Origin of the sequence: Vibrio sp. CCB-PB317, assembly GCF_022808245.1 — a bacterium.
Lineage (GTDB): Bacteria > Pseudomonadota > Gammaproteobacteria > Enterobacterales > Vibrionaceae > Vibrio > Vibrio diabolicus.
The window spans coordinates 1,661,951-1,686,475 of sequence record NZ_JALGNU010000001.1 but is presented as its reverse complement, the minus strand read 5'-3'; the positions used below and the strand labels follow the sequence as shown (position 1 = coordinate 1,686,475).

19 protein-coding genes are annotated in these 24,525 nt (G+C 44.3%); 13 read left to right on the top strand and 6 right to left on the bottom strand.

Annotated features, from left to right (window positions below):
- The first annotated feature begins 101 nt into the window (after positions 1-101).
- On the top strand, positions 102-686 hold the full coding sequence (locus tag MTR11_RS07760; RefSeq protein ID WP_046875241.1) for an FMN-dependent NADH-azoreductase: 585 nt from the start codon (positions 102-104) through the stop codon (positions 684-686).
- 74 nt (positions 687-760) lie between these two features.
- Here the strand turns inward: MTR11_RS07760 and MTR11_RS07755 are convergent, their stop codons facing one another.
- Together MTR11_RS07755 and MTR11_RS07750 are read right to left on the bottom strand one after the other, a co-directional pair.
- The gene (locus MTR11_RS07755) at positions 761-1,180 is read right to left on the bottom strand and encodes a hypothetical protein (RefSeq protein ID WP_226977493.1); all 420 of its coding nucleotides are present in this window, start codon (positions 1,178-1,180) and stop codon (positions 761-763) included.
- Between the two features lie 62 nt (positions 1,181-1,242).
- Positions 1,243-2,547: a MipA/OmpV family protein gene (locus MTR11_RS07750; RefSeq protein WP_243327255.1), complete on the bottom strand. Its 1,305-nt coding sequence runs from the start codon at positions 2,545-2,547 to the stop codon at positions 1,243-1,245.
- Positions 2,548-2,784: 237 nt separating this feature from the next.
- Between MTR11_RS07750 and MTR11_RS07745 the strand changes: the two genes are divergently transcribed.
- The 3 genes from MTR11_RS07745 to MTR11_RS07735 all read left to right on the top strand — a co-directional run bounded on the left by MTR11_RS07745 (position 2,785) and on the right by MTR11_RS07735 (position 5,715).
- Positions 2,785-3,135, top strand: a complete 351-nt coding sequence (locus MTR11_RS07745) for a hypothetical protein (protein ID WP_005377676.1) — start codon at positions 2,785-2,787, stop codon at positions 3,133-3,135.
- A gap of 9 nt (positions 3,136-3,144) precedes the next feature.
- Positions 3,145-5,085 carry an alkaline phosphatase D family protein gene (locus MTR11_RS07740; protein WP_243327254.1) on the top strand — a complete coding sequence of 647 codons (1,941 nt, stop codon included), beginning with the start codon at positions 3,145-3,147 and terminating at the stop codon, positions 5,083-5,085.
- A gap of 189 nt (positions 5,086-5,274) precedes the next feature.
- Complete coding sequence (locus tag MTR11_RS07735; RefSeq protein WP_046875238.1) at positions 5,275-5,715, top strand: TerB family tellurite resistance protein; 441 nt, start codon at positions 5,275-5,277, stop codon at positions 5,713-5,715.
- 251 nt (positions 5,716-5,966) lie between these two features.
- Here the strand turns inward: MTR11_RS07735 and MTR11_RS07730 are convergent, their stop codons facing one another.
- Both MTR11_RS07730 and MTR11_RS07725 read right to left on the bottom strand, forming a co-directional pair.
- Complete coding sequence (locus MTR11_RS07730; protein WP_005394213.1) at positions 5,967-6,497, bottom strand: 3'-5' exonuclease; 531 nt, start codon at positions 6,495-6,497, stop codon at positions 5,967-5,969.
- 83 nt (positions 6,498-6,580) lie between these two features.
- A complete protein-coding gene (locus MTR11_RS07725) occupies positions 6,581-8,122 on the bottom strand; it encodes a sensor domain-containing diguanylate cyclase (RefSeq protein WP_053807381.1) in 1,542 nt (513 codons plus the stop codon).
- 289 nt (positions 8,123-8,411) lie between these two features.
- On the opposite strand from MTR11_RS07725, the gene MTR11_RS07720 reads away from it, so the two are divergent.
- From MTR11_RS07720 to MTR11_RS07710, 3 genes are all read left to right on the top strand, one after another.
- Positions 8,412-9,044 (top strand): DUF2760 domain-containing protein, encoded by a 633-nt coding sequence (locus MTR11_RS07720; protein WP_005394205.1) that lies wholly within the window; start codon positions 8,412-8,414, stop codon positions 9,042-9,044.
- Positions 9,044-10,999 (top strand): Hsp70 family protein, encoded by a 1,956-nt coding sequence (locus MTR11_RS07715; protein WP_243327253.1) that lies wholly within the window; start codon positions 9,044-9,046, stop codon positions 10,997-10,999. The genes MTR11_RS07720 and MTR11_RS07715 overlap by 1 nt, the downstream gene beginning before the upstream one ends.
- Positions 11,000-11,060: 61 nt before the next feature.
- The gene (locus tag MTR11_RS07710; RefSeq protein WP_243327252.1) at positions 11,061-13,871 is read left to right on the top strand and encodes an Hsp70 family protein; all 2,811 of its coding nucleotides are present in this window, start codon (positions 11,061-11,063) and stop codon (positions 13,869-13,871) included.
- Between the two features lie 98 nt (positions 13,872-13,969).
- On the opposite strand, the gene MTR11_RS07705 is transcribed toward MTR11_RS07710, so the two are convergent.
- Positions 13,970-14,164, bottom strand: a complete 195-nt coding sequence (locus MTR11_RS07705; protein ID WP_005394200.1) for a hypothetical protein — start codon at positions 14,162-14,164, stop codon at positions 13,970-13,972.
- A gap of 86 nt (positions 14,165-14,250) precedes the next feature.
- Here MTR11_RS07705 and MTR11_RS07700 point away from each other — a divergent pair, with 86 nt between their 5' ends.
- From MTR11_RS07700 to MTR11_RS07675, 6 genes are all read left to right on the top strand, one after another.
- Positions 14,251-14,937: a DNA-3-methyladenine glycosylase I gene (locus MTR11_RS07700; protein ID WP_012841859.1), complete on the top strand. Its 687-nt coding sequence runs from the start codon at positions 14,251-14,253 to the stop codon at positions 14,935-14,937.
- Positions 14,938-15,513: 576 nt separating this feature from the next.
- A complete protein-coding gene (locus MTR11_RS07695; RefSeq protein ID WP_041852964.1) occupies positions 15,514-16,857 on the top strand; it encodes a sodium/glutamate symporter in 1,344 nt (447 codons plus the stop codon).
- Positions 16,858-17,050: 193 nt separating this feature from the next.
- Positions 17,051-17,563: a prepilin-type N-terminal cleavage/methylation domain-containing protein gene (locus tag MTR11_RS07690; protein ID WP_264762565.1), complete on the top strand. Its 513-nt coding sequence runs from the start codon at positions 17,051-17,053 to the stop codon at positions 17,561-17,563.
- Positions 17,564-17,836: 273 nt separating this feature from the next.
- Entirely contained in the window at positions 17,837-19,576 is a 1,740-nt protein-coding gene (locus tag MTR11_RS07685; protein ID WP_104969480.1) for an ABC transporter transmembrane domain-containing protein, read from the top strand.
- A gap of 3 nt (positions 19,577-19,579) precedes the next feature.
- Complete coding sequence (locus MTR11_RS07680; protein ID WP_243327250.1) at positions 19,580-21,355, top strand: ABC transporter transmembrane domain-containing protein; 1,776 nt, start codon at positions 19,580-19,582, stop codon at positions 21,353-21,355.
- 252 nt (positions 21,356-21,607) lie between these two features.
- Positions 21,608-22,156, top strand: coding sequence for a hypothetical protein (locus tag MTR11_RS07675; protein ID WP_005394187.1), 549 nt, complete (start codon positions 21,608-21,610; stop codon positions 22,154-22,156).
- A gap of 41 nt (positions 22,157-22,197) precedes the next feature.
- Here the strand turns inward: MTR11_RS07675 and MTR11_RS07670 are convergent, their stop codons facing one another.
- Positions 22,198-24,420, bottom strand: a complete 2,223-nt coding sequence (locus MTR11_RS07670) for a TonB-dependent siderophore receptor (protein ID WP_243327249.1) — start codon at positions 24,418-24,420, stop codon at positions 22,198-22,200.
- Between the last annotated feature and the right edge of the window lie 105 nt (positions 24,421-24,525).

The window sequence follows — 24,525 nt, the reverse complement described above, 5'->3', positions numbered from 1 at the left end:
ATTTTTCGAACATGTTCAGCGAATCCCTATACTTTTTAACCAACGTGCCTCGCTTATAATGGCTCCCATAGTCAAAAGCACTTATTTAAGGAATAACCATTATGTCTCGTGTACTAGCTCTAAAATCAAGCATCCTTGGCGATTACTCTCAATCAAACAAACTGGTTGAAGACTTCATCAAAAATGTAGACCAAGACAAGCTAACTGTTCGTGATTTGGCTGCAAACCCATTACCAGTTTTGGACTTCGCCGTTGCCACTGCACTTCGCGCAACGGAAGATCTTTCACAAGAACAACAAGCGGTTGTCGAACTGTCGGATACCCTTATTGAAGAAGTAAAAGCCGCAGACACTTTGGTTATTGCCGCACCAATGTATAACTTTACGATTCCGACTCAGCTTAAAAACTGGATTGATTTGATTGCTCGCGCTGGCGTGACATTCAAATACACAGAAAACGGCGTTCAAGGCCTGATCGAAGGTAAGAAAGCGATTGTCATCACGACTCGCGGTGGTATCCATAAAGATTCACCAACAGACAACGTCACACCATACCTGCGTACCGTGCTAGGTTTCGTTGGTATCACTGATGTGGAATTTGTTTATGCGGAAGCGCTAAACATGGGTGAAGATTTCGCTGCGAAAGGCATTTCTGAAGCGCAGAGCCAACTTGCAGCGATAGCGTAAATTGGCCTAAGCTAGATAGTAGAATGTAAATAACAAGGGATTGGTTCGCGCCAATCCCTGTCGATCAAAATACCCTAATCGTGTTTAGAAGTTATCTTATTTCTCCCAGAGCGATTCACTTTCTCTAAGTTGTGTAGCGCTTCGTGATAGAGCTTTTCCAAAGACTGCTCGGCTTCGTTTATCATATTCTCAATCATCGCATCAAACGCGACATCACTCGGAATTTCGAGATCGTCTCCAACGTCAACCTCAAGAGAATTGACGTACAACACTAACCATTCATCACCCTCTAAATGCCCTTCCCCGTGGACGACAAAAAAGCGCTTGGCAAATTCATCGTTGGTACAGTTTATCGCCTCAATTTGAATATTGAATGAGGAGTCGATACTCATGGTGCTCATGCCATCCGATTCATCAGATGCATCACAAACAGCCTTAACTTTGGCACGATACACAAAGGTTCGCGTTGAAAGCAGCATTGTATTATTCATCATTACTCATAATGGGTGATAAAGAAGTCAGTTGCAAATCCGACCTATATGCATCTTACGATGCTCTAAAACTCGAACTGGAAGTAAATGGTATTGTAGTTGCTTCCGCCTTTAATGCGCCCAAACTGGGACGCACTTTCGAAAATTGCTGATCGGTGATGCAATGAATAACCCACCCACATATTTCCCCAGTTTTTTTGGTTGAATAAGTCACCTATATTTACATCAAACGAGAAGTCTAAGTAGTTCAGTAGCTTACTTGGTGTATAACCCTTGTCTTCCATTTCGGTTCCTTCGATATAGGTAATGTTGTCGACGTATGACATACCTTCCGCAACACCAAATCGCCAAGTCGTTGGCCAATTAACGGTATAATAAGCCTTAATCGCCATCACGTATTCTGTGCTCGCGGACTGAACACTGGACGACCAGTGATGAACCAAACCTGGCGTTAAATAAATATCAAGAGGAAAGCCAAACAACTCGTCCATTAGCGGGTGCCCATAAAACAATGAAGTAAGTTGATTGTTGTATGGGTCTTTTTCTCTCTCAAAGCTAAATATTTCACCAATATTTGAAGGCGTCGCCCAACCATGCGCGATACGTAGATATGGTTTATTACTCAGTGTTGATTTCGGAGCTTTGCCTTTATCGTTGAAAAAACCAAAACCGACAAACACTTCTCCCTGATATCGGTCTTCTACAAGCAGGCTGTTGTAGGCATTATCATCTAAGCGAGTGACACTCGTCTCCCCCAATAAATACAAGTTGGAAGTCACATGATAACGCGCTTTGATGCCGAGGTTGGCATCAAGTCCTGCTCCAATTCTTTCCCCAGTAACATCTTTAAACGCATAATATTCACTGTTGAAGTCAGCGTCTTTGTATCGAATCGTGATAGATGGCTCTAACTCCCAATCACCAAACGCATAATTAGCGGTAAGGCGATAATTAGAGTGAAACTGGAGTTCATCGTCCGTCATTAATTCTACTTCTGCGCGCCAGTTGTCGTTAATGCTATAACGAACTTGACCACCAAAGTCGACTCTGTCCCCTTCATTGGCATTTTGTAGCGACATGGGGATATCAACAAATCTCAATCGCATGATCGCACTCGCGCGCCAGTCAGAATCGCTCTCGTTATACAGAAAAACGCCGCCTTCAATGCCATTGATATACAAATGCTCGTTTTCAAAGAACATCATTGGTACAAATGTACTCACCGTCGAGTCATTATCGGCGGTATAAAACGGGATCGATGCGGTGCGATACATCGCTGCAATTCCCCACGTTTGTTCTTCTACACCATACGCAGAAGAAGCCATCGCAGCTAAAGGCAAAGTGAGTGTTGTTAGAATTAATCTCTTCATGAGTTCGAAAAATGTTGGTTGAGAAGCAGGCAAACATCAATGATTTGCCATTTAAAGCTTATGTTCTTCTGATGATAGCCGTTACAATGACAAATGTTGTCATCCTCGTGACAGTTTGAGTCCCAAGATTATATTAATATTGCACGCCTAGATGAGCTTGTTTGTGAATATTTTTACTATCGTAACAAGCTCTTAAAACTCTAGCTTAGTTCTAAATCAAACATAATGAAGTAAAAAGTGAAAGCATCAGAACTTATCTCTACCTTGAATCATTTACCCGCAGACACGGACCCAGACATTGTGATGGGAGAAGCATGGCTGCCTGAAAGGTTGATAGGGACTCAACTTGATGGTGACATGTTATTTTTGCACTTTGATAATGCTCCAGAAGATGGTCAGGGAGACGAAGAGGGACGCGGCTTCGTCGAGCACGAAATAGATCTAATCAGAACGCGACTTCAGCAGATTTTGGATGAAGACAGTGATAACGCGTCAAAAGCCGATGCTATGCTAGGTTTATTCCTTATGGGACATGAACTTAGCAGTTCACAAGTTATCGAAATATTAGAAGAAGAAGCTGACACATAAGGAGCCGTTTTGCCAGCATTGATGAATACGACTGAAACATCTTCACTTCCTCTTATCGTTGCAGGTCCGATTTTGCGCAAAGTGACCGCAACTGAAATCAATATTTGGCTAGTCACCACCCAACGCTTGGAGGGTATGGTGCAAATTACGGATGAAAACGCCTCCGTCCTTCATCAAGCCCCCTTAAGTGAGCAAAAAGAACAGCTTCAAATCGGTCTCAATGCGTGGTGCTGTTTGTTGCAATTAAAGGGCGAGTTTCCGACCCATCAAACGTTACGCTATCAAATACAAACGCAACACGGCTCAGTAACGGAACTGCTTCCTCATCTGACTTATGAACGAGATAACTGTCCAAATTTGGGCGTTGAGTTCCTAATCAGCGAAAAAGCAGATTATGTTCTGCATGGCTCGTGCCGGAATCCCCACCACTTCAGTAAAGATACATTGGTCGCTGCGGATCATAAAATCGCATCTCAAACCATCGAAGAAAGACCAGATATGCTCATCATGAGTGGTGACCAAATCTACGCAGACCATGTTGCAGGCCCTGCTCTGGACGCCATCGAACAAGTCATTGCCCTACTCGGTTTACCGGGCGAAGAATTCGAGCAAGCGCCGATAAAAAATACCAATGCCCTCTACCAGCACTCAGCTTGTTATTATGGTCGGGACAAATTGTTGCCTCATTATGTGAATGATGGCAGTTTACTGAGTACGTTTTTCCCGCACAGAGGGACGCCAATATTCAGCGCCAAAGAGTGTGAAAACCATCTAATAAGCTTTGCCGAATGCTTTGCAATGTACTTATTGGTTTGGTCTCCGACCTTATGGAAGCTCATTCGGACAGATCGCTTATTAGAAAATGAGTTTACTGTCGGCGGAGCAACTCTCGAACCTAAATGGCAGCAGCAATGGCGCGAAGAAAAAGCTCAAATAGATAAATTCGTCTCAGGTCTAGATAAGGTTCAACGCTTACTTGCTCACATTCCAACCTACATGATCTTTGATGATCACGATGTCACCGACGATTGGAACCTTACCATAGGCTGGGAACAAGCCGCGTACAGCAACGCCTTTGCGAAACGTATTATCGGGAACAGCCTGATTGCCTACTGGCTCTGCCAAGGGTGGGGAAACGCGCCAGAAAAATTCAATGATGAGTTTATGAGTATCGCTCAACGCTTTTTCAACGAGCGTTCCTCACAAACTCAAGATTCATTTATTCAATATTTGTATCGCTTTGAGAATTGGCATTACACCATTCCGACGACGCCAAAAGTTGTCGTGCTAGATACACGAACCAGACGCTGGCGTTCTGAGTCTAAAATGAACAAGCCCTCTGGGTTAATGGACTGGGAAGCAATGATTGAGTTCCACCAAGAACTTGTTCATCAAGACAAAGTTATCATTGTTTCTGCCGCGCCAATGTTCGGGGTGAAATTTATCGAAGCACTGCAGCGAGTAGTGACAATGCTTGGTAAACCGTTGATGGTCGACGCTGAAAACTGGATGGCGCACCCCGGGAGTGCGAATACGCTTATTAGTATTTTTACACATACTAAGACGCCGACCAATTTCGTTATTCTCTCTGGCGACGTGCACTACTCTTTTGCATACGACATTAAACTTCGCTACCGAAAAAATAGTCCGAATATCTATCAAATCACCTGTAGCGGGATTAAAAATCAGTTCCCAACCCAATTGCTCAATATTTGTGATGGTCTAGATAGACTGCTATATAGCCCTCGTTCGCCTTTAAACTGGTTTACAAAACGTAAGCGGCTAAAGATCTACAAACGCGCACCAAGTACGCACAATTTTTATCGCTTAGTTAACCATAGCGCCATTGGTGAGCTACGTCTTGATGACGAAGGAAAGCCGAGCCAAATTAGCATTCTAACGAGCGATGGTGAAGAGGTACATTTTCCACCAACTCGTGCCGAAGGCTAAATCTCGCTCCCAAAATGACTTGCCCTTTCTTGACGCCAAGTCATTCTGACTGAACTTAAAAGTGCGAGGGATTTGGGTAGATGAGAAAAGCTCTTGACTGTCAACGGCGTGCTAATTTTGATACTACACCTTGAGATCTACCGTATTTATGACCATGTTAACCAAATAAACAATAGCTCGGTGTTCAATATGTTTAACTCTCTTACCTCATTATTTAAACAGCTCATTGAAGGCTCTGATTTAAGCCAAACCAACACACTCTCTCCGAATATGGCTATCGCGTGCTTGCTGTGTGAAGTATCTGGCGCAGACCATAACGTCGATGATAAAGAGCAAGAAACAAAGCGTTCATTATTGATGAAGCTTCTGTCATTAAATGAAGAAGAATCAAATGCTTTGTTAGATCAAGCGCAACAGAAAATAAAAGACTCCGCGTCTCTGTACGATTTTACTTCTCAACTGAGAGAATTGACTCAAGAAACACGCTACAACTTAATCAAAAGCATGTGGGAAGTGGCGTATGCCGATGGCGAAATTGATCCACTAGAAGATGCAGTGATCCGCAAAACAGCAGAACTACTCTACGTTGATCACAGTGAGTTCATTCGAGCAAAGTTGCAATCTCAGTAAGGAAACAAGGTAAACATGTAAGTCGCGCAAGCTATTTCAAGTCTACCGTGAAATGATGGCGAAGATTGAGTTCTATAGCCACAAAAAAACGCGCATTACGCGCGTTTTTCGATAAGCCAACGACATTGTTATTAAAATACTGGTCAAGATATGAATGTGTTTGACGAACTCAACACTAAACAGATTCCATGACAAAACGACAATGGTTGAATGACGATTTGATTACAAGTTTGCCTATCTATAGCGGACCATTAAAGCATAGTCAGAGCGAGCTTAGCTAAATTGTACGCATCCACATAACCAGAATGTTGGCGCCCTTCCCAATCAATGCCTTTTGCTTCTTGAGCGGCTCGGTGACCAATACGCTTATCCTTAAGACGATTTTGAATGCGATAAAGCGTCGCTAAGTTGATGAACTCCGTAAATGGCGCTTCAATACCTTTTTGCTTACACTCTTCAAGCAGGATGAGGTCATCTCGGCCCCATGATGCATAAATCTTGTTTCGACCACCAAAGTTCTTAACCATGGATTTAAGCACTTCTTCTAATGGGCGTCCTTGTTTTTCAATTTTACGCGGCGTAATACCTGTTAGCTCGGCACAAAACAGCGAAACTTCATCATGTTCAGGTTTTACGTAGTATTGAGCTCGCTTTACTATCTCGCCTCTAGACAAATCTATTTCAGCCAACCCAACTTCGATAATTTCACCCGTGCTGCCGACACCATTTTCGTTCCAGCAACACATTTCTAAATCGAAGCATACAATACGGTTATGGTTCATAGTTTGTCTTGATTCCTAACATAAAATTTTAAAGCGTGGGATTCTACCGTAACACGGTGTAAAACTCGAATTTGCACGCCCATTTAATCGCCAATCGACACATTATTACGACCGTTTTTTTTACTCAAATAAAGTTGATTATCCATTTTGTGATACAAGCTTTCAGGATCTTCATCTTTATGGACAGCCGCGCCGATACTTAACGTGCAAATGATTGAAGCATCGCCATAGTCAAAAGCCGTACTTGCCACGATGCTCCGCAACTTTTCCAGATAAGCTTCCAGTGCTTCTTTATCAATGACTTTAGAAATAATACAGAACTCATCACCACCAGCACGATAAAATCGGTCTCCAGGCTTTAGATTCGCACTGACTAGCTTAGTCACATGCTGCAATGCTTCATCTCCCCCTAAATGACCGTGCTTGTCATTGATAACTTTGAAGTGGTCGATATCAAAACCAACCAATGCGAAGCTAACACCTTTGTTTATCTGACTAAGCAAATGATCGTTAAACGCTCGGCGATTAAGTAACTGAGTTAGAGGGTCACGCTCAGCCATCCTTTTTAATTCGACGGTTTTAAGCTCTAACATGACCGCCAAGCGCTCTTTTTCTCGTGACTGCAAATTCACAATCCAACTAATCAAAAAGGCGATTACCAACCCGGCTAATGTCGTACCCGCTAAAATAGAACGCTCCCAAGCAGAGACGGCATCAGAAAGTTTAAAATCAATCCGCCACTCACGATTAGGCAGTTGAATGGTACGGCTTATAACCGTTCCTCGAATGTTATCCCAGTTTGAACTTTGGAAGAGAACGGGATCATCTGCTGCGTCAAAGCCTAAGTCTTCTACGCGCACCGACATATCTAGCTCGGTCGCGGTTTTCGTAATCAAATCCTCAAAGTAAACCGTACTTCGAATCACCCCTGTCACTACACCTAATAAATGTTTGTTCTCGAAGTCAAACACTGGATGGAACACTAGCAGCCCAGTTTTAGGAATGGACTTGTCATACCCATCTTGCAGTAAGCGAACTTTATCCGAGACATTCGCTCGCCCATTTGTGGATATATCATCCAAGATGAGATCGAAGCGTTTACGTGAAAAATAGAAACCTAATAGAGAAAGATTTTCTGGTGTTCTTGGATAAATATCCGATGCGATAAAAATTGGCTCTTTGTGTTCAAAAATGTACCCGTAGGTTTTGGGGCCATCTTTAGGAACGGTAAACGGTTGGAAATCAGGAAATGTTTGACGAGTCTTTAAAATATGCTCATCAAGGTCTTCGAATTCGACCTTTTGCATCCATTGAAGTCCAATTAGACTTCGCGAGCTATTGATTACTTGTTCCGCATACATTGGGAACGAAGACCAATAGGTGCGTTCAATCGAATGAAAAAAGTTTGCACCTGCACCAATGAACTTTAAATCATTTTCGACGTTCGCTTTCAGTGATTCTGCTTGTCGGTCAGCTAAAGTATCAAACGTCGTCTGCGTATACCGTTGCTGCATCGTATAAGCAGCACCGACCACACCAGCAGTGACACACAACGTCGCTGCAAAAGCTAGAATAGAGTCTGAATGTCGTTTGATAACGCTCTTGTGAGCGGTGCTTTGTGTCATATCGTAATTTTGATACTTCCGTAAGTTAAACTTCGGGATCTATTGAAATACTGCGTTAGCAACGCACAAACATCAAGCAACAACCTATGCTGGGTAGTCCGATCGTCGATTTTTCACGCTGTTCGTACGGTATAGTCACGAATTATTACAGCCTTAAGCCTTGAATATGCTACCATCCGTCATCATTTTAATGTCTAAACTTGGTGCAAGATCGCAAAGACGATCGTTTTAGTGAACACATATGAGCCAATACTGAGCACCAATAATCAATAGAAAGAGAAAAAACGTCATGAACATTGATTTGAACCTAATTCCTCAAACGTTCGATATGCTTCACGCTGGCCTAACCGCATCGAGCGTTTTGCTTCTTTTAGTCGCGGTCTCTCGCAAATCAAAAGTGGTTGAGAAAGTCGTAGAAAAACCGGTCGAGAAAATCGTCGAAGTTGAGAAGCCAGTTGAGAAGATCGTCGAAGTAGAAAAAGTCGTTGAAGTTGAGAAAGTCGTAGAAAAAGTCGTTGAAGTTGAATCGAAACTCGCAACAGCTTCTACTGATTCTGCAATGCAGCTACTTTCTATCATGCAACAAGAAGCTCGTCTGATCGACTTCCTACAAGAAGACCTAACTTCGTTCTCTGATGAAGAAGTAGGCGCAGCAGCTCGCGTAATTCATACTGGTGGGCAGAAAGTATTGAACGATTACGTGACACTTGCGCACGTTCGCAACGAAGACGAAGAAACTCGTATTACGGTTGAAGAAGGCTTCAACCCACAAGAAATCCGCCTTACTGGCAACGTGACAGGTAGCGCGCCATTCCAAGGCACGTTAGTGCACAAAGGCTGGAAGGCAACATCGATGAACCTTCCTAAGCTGGCTGAAAACTACGATGCATCTGTGATTGCTCCAGCCGAGGTTGAGCTGTAATGGAACACATGAACCAAGAAAACCATTCTCAAGAAGCGTCTGTTGAAACTCAACAGACGCCTAAATTCAGTGTTGGTATCGACTTAGGTACAACACACTGTGTCATGTCTTTTGTTGATACGCACGACGAAGACGCTCGCGTAGAAGTAATGCCTATCCCGCAGCTAACTGCGCCGGGTACGGTAGAGACTCGTAGCCAATTAGGCTCTTTCCTATACCAACCACACGAACACGAAATGAACCCGCAATCACGCGTTCTTCCGTGGTCGAGTGAGCCAAAAGCTCTGGTTGGTGCTATCGCGCGTAACCTAGGTTCAAAAACACCGATTCGCCTTGTTGCAAGTGCGAAATCTTGGCTTTGCCATGCAGGTGTGAATCGTCGTGATTCCTTCCTGCCAGCAGGTAGCCCTGAAGAAGTGGAAAAAGTATCCCCTCTTCGCGCGACAGAGCTTTACCTAGAGCACCTAAAAGATGCTTGGAATCACGCGAACCCAAATCACAACCTTGCCGATCAAGACGTTACCATTACGGTTCCGGCTTCTTTCGATCCTGCGGCTCGTGATCTAACTGCAGAAGCTGCACGCAACGTTGGTTTTGTGCACCTAACGCTTCTAGAAGAGCCACAAGCTGCACTTTACAACTGGATTGATAACAGCAACGACAAATGGCGCGACGAAGTTGAAGTTGGCGACATCGTACTTGTGGTCGATATCGGTGGTGGTACAACTGACCTTTCTTTGGTTGAAGTAACTGAAGACGACGGCAACCTAACTCTGAACCGTATCGCGGTAGGTGAACACATCCTACTTGGCGGTGACAACATGGACCTTGCACTTGCGTACCGCTTGAAGATGAAGCTCGCGCAAGAAGGCAAAGAGCTACAGCCATGGCAAGTTCAGGCGATGACGCACGCATGTCGTGATGCTAAAGAAGCGCTATTGAACGACAGCGAGCTTCAGTCAGTGCCAATCGTTGTACCAAGCCGCGGTTCTAAACTGCTAGGGGCAACGCTGAAAACTGAACTGACTCAAGAAGAAGTACAACAGACATTAGTTGACGGTTTCTTCCCTCAAGTTGCGATTACCGACCACCCTGTTCAACGTAACCGTGGTGCACTAACACAAATGGGTCTGCCTTACGCACAAGATGCGGGTATTACTCGCCACATTGCAGCATTCTTGTCTAAGCAAGCACACGCGCAAAGCGGTGGTGAATCAGCGCAAGCTCAAGATTTCAACCCATTTGCAAACATGCCAGGTATGCCTGGCGCGGATGCAGCGCAATCGGCTAACTTCATCAAGCCAACCGCAATCCTATTCAACGGTGGTGTTCTGAAATCGAAACTTCTAGCAACTCGTCTAGAAGACACGATCAACGAATGGCTACTAGAAGCAGATGCTGAAATGGCGAAACGCCTAACAGGTGTGGATCTAGACCTTGCAGTTGCTAGCGGTGCGGCTTACTACGGCTCTGTGCGTCGTGGTCAAGGTGTTCGTATCCGTGGCGGTATTGCTTCAGCGTACTACGTGGGTATCGAAAGTGCGATGCCTGCGATTCCGGGCATGGCGCCTCCAATGGAAGCACTGTGTGTAGCACCATTTGGTATGGAAGAAGGCTCAAGCGTTGACGTACCAAGCCAAGAGTTTGGTTTGATCATCGGTCAGCCAGTTAACTTCCAATTCTTCGGCTCAACCGTTCGTCGTGATGACCTAGCAGGTACTCACTTAGACTACTGGGCACCAGAAGAGCTTGAAGAGCTACCAGAAATCCAAGTAACGCTGCCAGTATCTGAAGGTCGTCGTGAAGGTGAAGTGGTTCCAGTAACTCTTGCTTCTCGCGTCACAGAGCTTGGCACGCTTTACTTAGAAGCCATCGCCGCAGATAATGGGCAAAAATGGCATGTTGAGTTCGATGTGCGCGAAGACGCGAAAAGTGACTCAAACGAAGAACAATAATTAGAAGTCAAACGGCATCCAATCGGGTGCCGTTTTTAAATACACGAAGGTTTGGTTTTGTATGGCATCTCCTCGTTTTCTTGTTGGTATTGACCTTGGCACCACAAACACTGTGGTGGCCTACTGTGAAATAACCGACAACCTTGAACAATCCAAAGTATCCCTATTTGACATTGACCAACTGATTGGTCCGGGCGAAGTCGTTCGTAAACCACTTCTGCCCTCTTTCCGCTATCATCCAGCGGTAGGTCAAATCTCCCCTTCTGACCTCACTCTTCCTTGGGACAACGAACCTGTTGCCGGCGACATTAACAATGTAATCGTTGGTGAATGGGCTCGCGAATTAGGCGCGAAAGTAGAAGGCCGTCAGGTATCCAGCGCGAAAAGCTGGCTCTCACATCAAGCGGTTGATCGTAACTCAGACATTCTTCCTTGGGCTGGTGCGCAAGACGTGGATAAAGTCTCGCCAGTTATTGCCAGCGCAAGCTACCTTAACCACATTCGTCAAGCATGGAACTACCGACATCCTAGTAACAAGCTAGAAGACCAAGATGTGGTTGTGACCGTTCCAGCGTCGTTCGATGAAACCGCTCGTAAGCTCACGCTTGAAGCCGCAGAGTTGGCAGGTTTAAAGAAAATCGTCCTGCTCGAAGAGCCACAAGCCGTATGTTACGACTGGTACGCACGCCACCAGCAAACCGCAGCCGATGAACTCAAAGAGTTACCGCTGATTCTGGTGTGCGATGTGGGCGGTGGTACCACCGACTTAAGCTTGATTGAAGCAAGTTTCTCTTCTCAAGATGAGCTAGCCCTTGATCGTATTGGCGTTGGCGAACACTTGATGCTGGGTGGTGATAACCTCGACTTAGCATTAGCACACCTTGCAGAAAGCCGCTTCAATCAAAGTAAGAAGCTCACTGCAGCAAGCCTAACAAAGCTAATTCAGCAAACACGTAAAGCGAAAGAGAACTTGCTTTCAGCGAGCGCACCTGACGAAGTGAAGATCACCATGTTAGGTAGCGGCTCTAAGCTACTTGGAGGCACAAAGAGTATTGCTCTAAGCAAACAAGAAGTGCACCAAATCGCATTAGATGGCTTCTTCCCGCTTTCTGATTTCAGTGAAGTACCAGACAAACGCCGCAGCGCGGTTGTCGAGTTTGGCCTTCCATACGTTGCTGACCCAGCGGTGAGCAAGCACGTTGCCGAGTTCTTAACTCAGCACCAGCAAGTCGCTCGTGCCGCTCTTGGCATTGAAGACGATAAACAAAACGCGATTCCAGTTGGCGTGTTGTTGAACGGAGGCGTGTTTAACAGTGATCTGGTGACTGAACGTGTCACCGCCCTACTTTCTGACTGGCGCGGCGCACCAGTTACGGTATTAGATAACCCACATCCAGATTGGTCTGTTGCACTGGGTGCTGTTGCGTTTGGTAAAGCACGTCGTGGTGCGCAGCTTAAAATTGGTGGCGGTGCAGCGCGTTCTTACTTCTTGCATCTTCAAGAAAAGAACAAAATGGGCAAAGCGCTCTGTTTGCTTGCAAAAGGAACAGAAGAAGGCCATGAGATCCGTTTAAGCGGTCGTCGTTTCTCGCTCACTCTTGGAGAGCCAGTCCGCTTTAATCTGCTGACTTCTACCCACGACACCTTAACCAATAACACCGCCATTCAAAATGGCGTGATGGTTGATGTTGACCCAGACTTGTTTGCTCCGCTACCGCCTTACATCACGACACTTGAAGGTGAAGGTGCCGAACTGCAAGCTAACCAGAAAGAACGTGTCGAAGTGCAACTGGCGTGTCAGTTGACCGAAGTCGGCACGCTTAAGATGGAATGTGTCAGCGCAGAAGACGACAACAAACGTTGGGAGCTGGAATTCGAAGTCCGTAACAAGCAAACCGATGACAGCGAGCAAGTTAAGCTTCACCCTAAACTGAACGAATGTAAGGAGCTAATCGCTCGTCTATACAGCGGTAACAAAAAAAGCGCAGAAGGCAAAGAGATCAAAACCTTAGCCAAAGATCTTGAGAAGAAACTGGGTAAACGCGATGAGTGGGACTTCACCACACTCCGTCAACTTTTCGATACTTTTGCGCAGGGTCGTAAGCGTCGTCGTCGCTCTGAACAACATGAGAAAAACTGGCTTCGTTTAGCTGGCTTTGTACTGCGTCCGGGCTTTGGCGATCCAACAGACTCTTGGCGCATTGAGCAAGTTTGGGGACTGTATCAACAAAATATTCAGTTCAAAAACCATCAAGGCTGGACAGACTGGTGGGTATTCTGGCGACGTATCGCGGGCGGTCTAAGCCAAGAACAACAAGAAACCATTTTGGCAGACATCGCGAAATACCTACACCCTGGCGCGATGAAAAACCCACAGTCAGCTAAAGCGGCACAAGACATGGGTTATGAATCCATGGTTCGATTGGCGGCGTCGCTTGAACACCTAGAAGTCGAAGACAAAGTTCTATTGGCAACGTGGTTCTTGAGCAAAGCCATCAACCAAAACCAGTTTGAACAAGCGCACTGGTGGGCGATGGGACGTTTGGCTTCTCGCACACCACTTTATGGCAGCCAGCACAACGTCATTCCTCGTGAACAAGCAGAACAGTGGTTGCCTAAGCTGTTAGAGCAGAACTGGCAGAAAGAGCCAATGATCGCGTTCGCAGCCGTAATGATTTGTCGTAAGACGGGTGACCGCCTGTTTGATATTTCTGACGATTACCGAGAGCAAGTTCTAACGAAGCTGAAACAAAGTAAAGTGCCCGAATCTTGGGTATCACTAGTTAAAGAAGTGAAAGAGCTTTCAGAAAGCGAATCAAAACGCGTCTTCGGTGATGCTTTACCAAGCGGTTTAACGCTAGTTCATCATTAAATCCACTCTACACAAGAACACGAGTTAGACGTACAAAGCCCTTCCGACGAAGGGCTTTGTTGTATCGCATTCTTTTGGTTTTGGTCGTGTACAACGCGCTAATTCATTTCTGTCGTAATTACTACATCACGCGTTTCGTTATCCATATCACTAATACCGACCACCGACACTTCTCTGTCCGATAGAGTCTCAATTAAGCTGTCTTCTAATCCGCCATCAGCCAGCCAAGTATAAAATTTATCCGCGATACGCTCCGAACCTTCCCCGACAAACGTTAATGTGACCTTCTTCATTTGAGACACTCCATCAATTTACGATTCAGCCACTTAAGCGTAGTATGTTTCGCAAATATCGACATAAACTAGGACTAACTTCTTTTATGAGTATCGAAAAATTTGACGCGATTTATCAACGTGCTGCTGAGCGAAAAGGCGGAGAAGATCAGCTTGAAGCGCTATTGTCTCACCCATTAAGTAAAGAGGAATTAGCAGCGATTCCCGATGACCGTTGGCTCGCCGCTTTTTCGATGAAGGTGTTCCAAAGCGGGATTTCATGGAGCGTGGTTCGCAACAAGTGGCCGAACTTCGAAGAAGTGTTCTTCGGCTTTAAGATTGAGCCACTATTGATGCTGTCTGACGAACAATGGGAAACCAAAGCGACCGACAAACGCATCATTCGCCACCTCACTAAAGTCATGTCGATTCCGGCCAACGCTCGCATGATCCATGAAGCAAGAATCGAATATGGCTCGTTCAGTAACATGATTGCTGAATGGCCTCGGGAAAAGATCACGGATCTATGGGGCTACTTGAAGAAGCATGGTAGTCGTCTGGGTGGAAATACAGGCCCTTACACTTTACGCCAAATGGGCGTGGACACTTTTATTCTGTCTAACGATGTCGAAGCTTATTTACGCAACTGCAAGATCATTGAAGGCGGCAAAGACACGAAAAAGTCCTTGGACTCTGCTAATAAAGCCTTTATTCAGTGGCAGCAAGAAAGTGGAAGAAGCTTGACCGAAATCAGTCAAATTATCGCGTTTAGTACTGGTGACAACCGAATTTAAACAAGCACTTTGTAGCTCTGGGGGCGAAATTCCGGCCCCCCCTATAACGCATGATATTTGCACGAATCACTCTACTTTAGCTCTTACTGATATTACTACTTTCTCGATTCCTCCACAAAAACCCTCCTTAAAGTGGCAAAATCCCCCTTCAAATCACAAAAAGTTATCATATCGACAAATTATTTTTCTTGTTCAATATTTTTATTTATCAAACATTTAATTACAAGTGCACAGTTTTTAGGCACTAAATATTGATGACGCTCAATTGCATTGCGCTGACAAACTGACTAGGATACACGCCCTTCCTGAGTGAACTATCAGAAACTTGATCGAGGAATTTATTCAAATTTCTCAACACTTCGTGAGCACTCACAACAATTGCACTCACTTTATAGATTTAAGGATCAACAGATCCGTTAATACAAATTCGACAGCGCAATAGAGTGCTGACTAGAACAACCATGACGCGATGTCACATGAGTGACTATTTTCGTGGTTTTGTGCTGGAAGTTATTTATTACATCAAGGCTGGTTAAAAGGATGAGCCCCTTGAACGCATTTACTGGAGGACAAGAAATGCCAAAAGGTCTAATGCTGACTGACTTAGCCATCGCTGGCTTACTATTAATTGCAGCAAAAGTAATTCGTGTACATATGCCTTTACTACAACGCATGTACATTCCATCTGCTGTATTGGCTGGGTTATTTGGTCTTATTTTTGGCCCAGCTCTGCTTAACGTATTACCTTGGACAGATACCTTTACCGCAAACGCAAGCCTCTTAACTGCTGCACTTTTTTCTGCGTTGGGTTTAGCAACAGATGTCCCGTCACCAAAAGTGGTTGCTCAACGAGCAGGCTCATTGTGGGCGTTTAACCAAATTGCATCCGTGTCGCAATGGCTGTTTGCAGCAATGTTTGGTTTAGTACTTACCACCTTCTTTTGGCCTGACATTAATCCTGGATTTGGCGTAACCATGTCCGCTGGATTCATGGGCGGACATGGTTCAGCATCTGTAGTCGGTGAAATCTTCACAGGCCTTGGCTGGGAAGATGGTTTTACACTTGGTTTAACGTTCGCCACGGTTGGGATCTTTATTTCAATCTCGGTGGGCATGTTAATGCTTCAGTTTGCGTTGAAAATGGGCTGGATTCGTAGCTTTACGACATTCGACAGCATGGACGAACACGAGCGCAAAGGCTTAGTGAAACCTGACGATCAAGAACCTGTGATGAAAGATACGATGTCATCATTGTCAGTCGATTCTTTCGCGATTCACGCGGCGCTGGTTGTAGTGGTAACCGCTTTCTCTTATGTAGCAGCCAACTACTTATCTTCTTTCCACGATAAGGTACAAATTCCGACTTTCGTTACTGGCTTTCTGGGCGGTATGTTAGTTCGAATTATCGCTAAGCAAACCAAGGCATCTCATTACCTATGTGACGGCGCATTCAAACACGCAGCGGGTATTAGTACGGATTACCTGATCATCTTTGGAATTTCAGCGATTAAGATCACGGTTCTAGCGCAGTATTTAATGCCAATGGTAGTGCTCGCAATTGGTGGTATCGCGTTCACGCTATGGCTTATCTTTTGGGTTGCACCTCGCATCATGGGAGATGACTGGTTTGAGAAAGGCATTTTCTCTTGGGGATGGTTAACAGGTACAGTCGCTATGGGTATCGCGTTATTACGCATTGTCGACCCCAAAATGCGCAGTAAAGTGTTAGACGACTATGCTATCGCTTATGTTCCAGGCTCAATTACGGACATTTTCATCATCTCGCTTATGCCAATCGCAATGTATAACGGCATGCACTGGCAAGCGTTAGGTGTTGGTCTAACCTATATTGCCGTTGTCTTATTCATTTGGCGATTTGTATTTAAGCGCAGCGGTCAAGCCGTCGCAAACGAGTCTTAATTGATCATTTCGGGAGGTATTTTATCCTCCCGAATTTAACTCTCTTCCCTTATTCGATAGCCGCCTCCCACCAGCATGCAACAAATAAGCAACTTGTTTTATATTTAAGATCTGCAAGCTTGGTCACCCCTTCCCATCCTTTTTTAATACTTGACCTACGCATTTTTATATCAAAATAGCCGCCAAACTATTCATGACTCATGGAGAAAAGGCAGTGCATCGCTCTCAAGGATTTACCCTCATTGAACTCATTGTGTGCATCATTCTCCTTGGTGTCGTTAGTGTTATTGCCCTTCCTAAATTTCTTGGTCTGCAAAAAGATGCCCGAGTGGCAGTACTATATGGCGCGAGGGAAGCGCTCATGACTGCAAACAACTTTGTGTACACTAAAGCCGTTATTCAATCTCAAGAGACGGTAGATGGCGACAAACAATATAACATTGATCTAGATAATGACGGCAATAACGACCTAATTGGTTACTTTGGATTCATTAAGAATGTCATTCCCGCAAAAGAGCTGGCAGGTTTCGACCCTCAACTCACTATCAATACTTGGTACGGGGTAGACAGCCCGGACGAACCCTATTTCCTTATCGGCTTTGCAAACAAACCTGTTGGTCCAGACCATATGTGTTATGTCGAAGTTTACTACCCAGAAACTCCAGGTGGCCAAGTCAGCTACAAAATACAAACTGACGACTGCTAGTTCCCCTAGTGAGTGAAAGTAACAGTTGCACTTTTGGTGCTTTCATCGCTTTTAGCAGAATACTGGCCCCAAAACCCATTATTAACAACTATTTCACATAATGTTGTTTCATAGTTAGCTTGCAGCGAGAAAACAAGTAATTCGCAACCGCACGCGCCCGTAATCGAAACAATCTATCGTTTTTCCGACCGCCAATAATTTGTGCTTGTAAACTCATCATTTCGCTCAATAATAGTTCTATAACAAATTCAATAATTTAAAGCGGGAGGCGTGATGAGAATATTCTGGCAGTTACGTTGGTATTTCCAACAAAAGTGGAAGCATTATGTCGGATCGATTTTGCTTTTCGCTGTGATATCAACTCTACAACTTGTTCCTCCTAAAGCGGTCGGTATCATCGTTGATGGGGTCGTAGATAACACGTTAGATACAAATACGCTGATTCTGTGGCTCTTGGGACTCACTGCACTGATCTTTGCCATTTATGGATGCCGTATCTTATGGCGAATTTGGCTTTTCGGCGCAAGCTGGGAACTCGGAACCATTCTACGTAATCGTCTCTATAGGCACTTATCGACACAACCACCCCGATTTTTCGAACGTTATAAGACCGGTGATCTGATGGCGCGTGGTACTAATGATGTACGTAACATCGTAATGACAGCCGGCGAAGGGGTTTTAACGGCAGCCGATTCCTTGATCACGGGTATTGCAGTTTTAATCATCATGGTAACGCAAGTTAGCTGGAAGCTCACCGTTATGGCACTTCTTCCAATGCCGTTTCTTGCAATCATCATCTTTTTTATTGTCCGTATACTGCATCAACGTTTCCGCATTGCTCAGGAAGCCTTTTCTACCATGTCAGACATGACGCAAGAGTCACTTAACGGCGTGCGAATGTTGCGAGCTTTTGGGTTAGAGAATCAAGAACAACAGCGCTTTGACGATGTAGTCGATGATACCGGTCAGAAAAATATCGCCGTCGCTAGAGTCGACGCGAGATTTGATCCAGCTATCCAACTCACCATCGGCCTCTCTTTCCTTCTCAGTGTCGCTGCTGGTGCTTACCTTGTCGATAAGGGAGAGATCACGCTTGGTGATCTAACAGCCTTTACGATGTATTTAGGGTTAATGATATGGCCTATGCTGGCCTTCGCTTTCTTATTTAATATTTTAGAGCGAGGCTCCGCAGCATGGAATCGCCTACAAGAGATCTTTGATGAAACACCAGAGATTGTCAGTGGAAATAAACCATTAGAAGATAAACCACTGCCATTAAAAATTGATATCGATGCTTTCCACTGGTCCAGTGATTTACCACCAGCTTTAGCCGAAATAAAAATCGAACTTGAACCCGGTAAAATGTTGGGAGTAGCTGGCCCTGTCGGAAGCGGAAAATCAACCCTGCTAACGCTGCTTTTGCGTCAGCACGACCTAACAAACGGTTCAATTACATTCGGGGATGTTGAGATTAAAGATGCCCTACTTCCTCAGTGGCGCAACCGCTTTGCCGTGGTTAATCAAAGCCCGTTTCTATTTTCAAAATCTATCTTTGACAATATTGCCTTAGGTAACCCTAATGCAGAGAAAGAAGAAGTCTATAGAGCTGCAAAGTTAGCCTGTATACATGACGATATTGAGAAGTTTCCTGAAGGCTACCAAACAGAAGTCGGTGAAAAAGGCATTACACTCTCCGGCGGGCAAAAACAACGTATTGCGATAGCACGCGCTATGCTGTTGAATGCCCAAGTGTTGGTTTTGGACGATGCACTTTCCGCTGTTGATGGACGGACCGAACATCAAATCCTTAAGAATTTGGAAACGCACTACCGTGATCAAGCCCTAATCGTTATTGCGCACCGCCTCACCGCATTGGAAGCAGCAGACGAGATCATTGTATTGAATCACGGACACATTACTGAACGTGGGCAACATAGCGCTTTATTAGCGCATAAAGGCTGGTACGCCGAAATGTTCGAGTACCAAAAACTAGAACAGGCGATGGAGGAATAATGAATGAAGCAGACCAGTACGTTTAAACGGTTAATGTCTTACCCATTATCTCAACCAAAGCCAATGATTAAAGGACTCGCCTTGCTGTTTATTGCAGCGTTAGCCAGCGCCGGCGGCCCTTGGTTAATTCAATATTTCATTGATGAGCACATCGCTAAAGGTGACTATTCACAAAATATTCTGATTTCGCTAGCAGTAGGTTATATCGCTCTTCAGATCGTATCGGCAACATTCCAGTATTTTCAGTCATTGCAATTTAGCATTGTCGCGGCTAACACGATCAAAGCGATTCGTAAGCAAGTATTTTCTGGCGTGATTAAGCAGCCGTTATCTGCGTTTGATTACACTCCTGCTGGAAAATTGGTATCGCGAATCACCAACGATACGGAATCTCTACAGCAATTTTATGAGCTCTTGATCGCGACCGTGGTGAAAAACGTGGTCATGATTGTGGTGATGCTTGGCGTTATGTTTTTCATGAGCTGGAAACTCACACTTGTTGTGCTTGTATTGCTACCGATCGTCATCGGCTTTATGTACTTGTTTAAGCAGCTAAGTACAGAAAGCTACCGAAAGATGCGTGACCTATTGACTGATATAAATGCGAATCTGAGTGAATCCATTCAAGGGATGAGTGTCATTCAATTAATGCAACAAGAAGAGCGTTTTAATAAACAGTTCAACGAGCTAACCGCAGAGCATTTGGTGGCATCTAAACGAGTGATTCGGCTAAACGGCTATCTGCTAAGACCATTGATGGACTTGCTCGCTGGCCTCGCGTTACTTTGCTTGGTTGCGATCTTTGGCTTTAACGGTATTGAGTTGATTGGTGTGGGGGTACTGTATGCGTTTATCAGTTATCTTGCGCGCGTTACTGAGCCATTAATTGAAATGACTCAGCAGCTTGCTCTACTTCAGCAAGCGTTAGTATCAAGCGAACGTGTGTTTGAATTGATTGATGCGAAAGAACAAACTTATGGGGACGATCATCAGCCATTAAGGTCAGGTGCTATCGAACTTAAAGACCTCACATTTAGCTACGATGGTAAACAGGACGTCCTAAAAGACATTTCGTTGAAGGCCAACCACCAAGACTTTATCGCGCTTGTCGGGCATACCGGAAGCGGTAAAAGCACATTAGCGTCACTCTTAATGGGCTTTTATCCAACGCAATGTGGTGAACTGCTCATCGATGGTCGTCCACTTAAAACACTAGGGAAAGACGTCCTTCGCAAAGATGTGGCAATGGTTCAACAAGATCCACATATTCTCCCTGCTTCAGTCAGAGAAAACATCTCCCTCAATCGGGCGGTTGATGATAATCAAATATGGGATGCGTTAGACAAGGTAGGTTTGGCAGAGCAAATTCACCGTTATCCTAATGGGCTAGACACGCAGTTAGGTCAAGGTGAAACCAATCTATCTGCTGGACAAAAACAGCTCTTAGCGTTAGCGCGTGTGCTTGTGGTAAAACCTAAAATATTGATATTAGATGAAGCAACGGCCAATATTGACTCAGGAACAGAAGCTTTAATACAAAAGAGCTTGGCAGTACTCAGACAAGACATGACACTAGTCGTTATCGCTCATCGACTTTCAACTATTTTGGATGCGGACCAAATCATTGTTCTTCATCATGGGGAGTTAGTAGAGAAAGGCACACACAAAACACTGTTGAGACAAAATGGTCGTTATGCCCAAATGTATCAGTTACAGCAAGCAAACCGACATTTACAGCAGATTGAAGAAGAAACCAAGCAACTCGAAGAAGCGGTGTGATTTTTATACCCATGCCTTCTTTTTATTTGGTAGGCATGGGCATAATCGGCCCAACTTCAAAAGTTAGCCTGATTAGCTTCCAATTTCTTCATAATGTGAACTAATTTTCTATTTCTTACCTATTATTGACATAACCCCTCGCTATATCACGCAAGGTCGTTGTAAAATCGTACGGTACTTCAGTCTGGTGCCCTTCGCACTAGACTGTTTTTCACTTTCTAATAATGCATATTAATCTCATGACACAAGTCCATGGACAAAGATAAGTTTACTAACATCTATCGCTTGCCTGGTTCGATTCAAATTCGTATCGGTAAATGGCAAAAAACGTTCCGCGGCACCTCTGATTTAGTTTTACATCAGGCGCTAATGGAGCGTAATAAGCAATTTAAGAAGCCAGACTTTTTACCTAAAGGCTGGTGCGTAACTCCTATTGACGAAAAAGATATTACTGTCACGCACCACGGTAAATATATCCAAACCGTCATGCGCACAATGTTGGACAGAAAGGTCTCGTACAAGCGATTATTCCTATCTCGAATGAGTGCGGAAGAAGGTGAAAAAGTGCTCCACAATTACAAACTGGAGTGGGTAAGAAAACATAACCAGATCGCCAAAAAGTACAATCAAATTAAGAAGAAACAGTACATGAACTTTGCAAGAGAAGAAGAGGAAACCCTCTACCCTTCGATTCCAAAGGGTGAGTTTGACAAAACGTTATGGAACAAGCTCGTCGTATCATCGTTTGGTCCGCAGAAAAAGTACAAAAACCCACATTTTGTCCGCAAAGCCGATTTCTAGATAAACACCCCTACACTAGGGGTGTTTATTTATCCGTTAAATCACCAATCGTAAGTTAAACTGGCAATAATATTTTGTCGATCGCCATACCAACAAAAACCATCACATGTCGCTATGTACTCTTTATCAGTGATATTTTTGGCTGCGACTTGTAGCTTGTAATCTCCAATGCGATAGCTGACCGTCGCATCCATTAAAAAGTAACTTGGTACTTTTAGTCTCTCTTTATTATCTCCGTATGACTCACCTGTATAGCGCGCACCTAAGCCAACCGAAAAGCCATCAAGAGGTCCATCAAAGAAACGATAATGTGCCCAAGCTGATGATACGGTATTCGCGACTTGAGAAGGTGTTTTGCCAACCCATGTCTTATTGACGTCTTCTTTTATCTCTGCATCAACATAGGCTATGTTTCCGATTAATGTTAAAGAAGGTGTCACATTGGCTACAGCTTCAAACTCAACGCCGTTATTTTCTATTTTTCCTATTTGCGTCAATTCACTCAAGTAGATACGAGCCAAATTTTCTTTTGTTGCCCGATACGTTGCGATATTGAAATAGCCATCGAATGAATCCGGTTGGTATTTTACACCGATTTCAATTTGATCACCGCTTTCCGGCTTCGCTGGCTTACCATTGCTATCTTCTTGAATAATTGGATCAAAGTACTGAGAGTAACTAAAGTATGGTGTGAAGCCTGAATCAGAAATATAAGCCGTTCCCACACTAAACGTCCACTCTCCGTTGTCGACTTTCGTGCGAGCACCCGTGGTAACATTATGTACTTCGTTACTTGTATCGTCGTAACGAGCACCCAATAACATTGCCCATTTATCGTTAATCAGCATATGATCTTGAAAGTAGACACCGAGCTGTCGGTTCTCGATTTTCGTTCTTTGCTTATCGGTTTCGCTCAATGGCTGTAGCGTATTCGGATCGAGTAACATTATATTATCCGAATAAGTGGGATTAAATACATTAAACCTAGGGTCAGGCAAAGCTCCCATTGGTGTGTTTAAGAGTGCATTACCATCAGCAACGATAGGATCATTAGCAAAGTCCTTACCATCGATACTGATCGTTTGAAAATCTAAACCCAACATCAAGTTATGCTCAACACTTCCCCAATTTACTTGGTGCATCAAACGATTATCAATATTAAAAGCATCGGATGACCCATCTTCTGTTGAAGCGCCCCGAAGTATGGTCTTGCGTTCATTTGATGGGTCTAAAATCGGCCCCAACCCAGGCACATCAGCCGAGTAAACGTACGAATACATTTGTCTCAACTTAATATCCATTTCGCTATAACGAGCAGCTTGAACAAATGAAGTAGTATCATTAAATGCATGAGAAAACTCATAGCCTAGAGACACCTGCTCACGCTCAAACGTCTCCCAGTTAGGATTGCCTATTGCTAAACTATCACTGATCTTTCCATTTTTGTTTGGCGTTAACGTTCCTTCAACTGGCAAAAATTGCAGATAAGGATCTGAGTCGTCTTTTTGATAGCTCGTTAGAAAGGTAATTTCAGACGTCTCATTAAATTTGTACGTCATTGATGGAGAGAGAAGAATGCGCTCTGCTTCCACCCCACTAATTCTCGTCCCATTTTTTCTCGCTAACCCTTGAAAGCGGAACGCCAACTGCTCACTCACCTCAGAGTTTACGTCAAGAGAAAGTTGTTTACGGTCTTCAGAACCGTACTCCAAAGATACAAGCCCTGAGCCCCCATCAAATTGAGGTCGCTTACTGACGACATTGATGACTCCACCTGGAGGGTTTTGCCCATAAAGAACAGAAGCGGCACCACGTAAAACTTCAACCCTTTCCAAAGCAAACGGATCTATTTGCCAACTATAAAAACCAGAAGAATATAAACGGGTACCATCTTGATACAGCCCGCTGTTCGCCTGTTTAAAACCACGAATAATAAACCAATCTTGCTTGTTATCTTCGCCAAAATAATTAGTTTGAATACTTGGTGTGTACTGTAGTGCGTCAGAAATGCTAATAGAGGCACGATCATCCATTTGTTCTCGCGTAACAACAGACACCGCTCTTGGAGTCTCATTGATAGCAATATCAGTTTTCGTCGCTGCCCGACTCTTCGCTCCAAGATAACTAAAATCAGGACCAACTGCACTGTCTTGCTGCTGTCCAATCACAACTATATTTTCATCTTCCTGAGCCAAGACATTTGGCGTTGATAACGCTAATACAACCGCCATTGACGTTGGTGTCAGCATAAACTGCCGAGTCATATTATTCTCCTTTTTTGTCGGCAGCCAAACCAACCCTTCATGACTTCAGCGATCGCTGAAAGAAAAGCGAGTTACGGCATCGCCAGTTGTTTCCATAAAAGACAA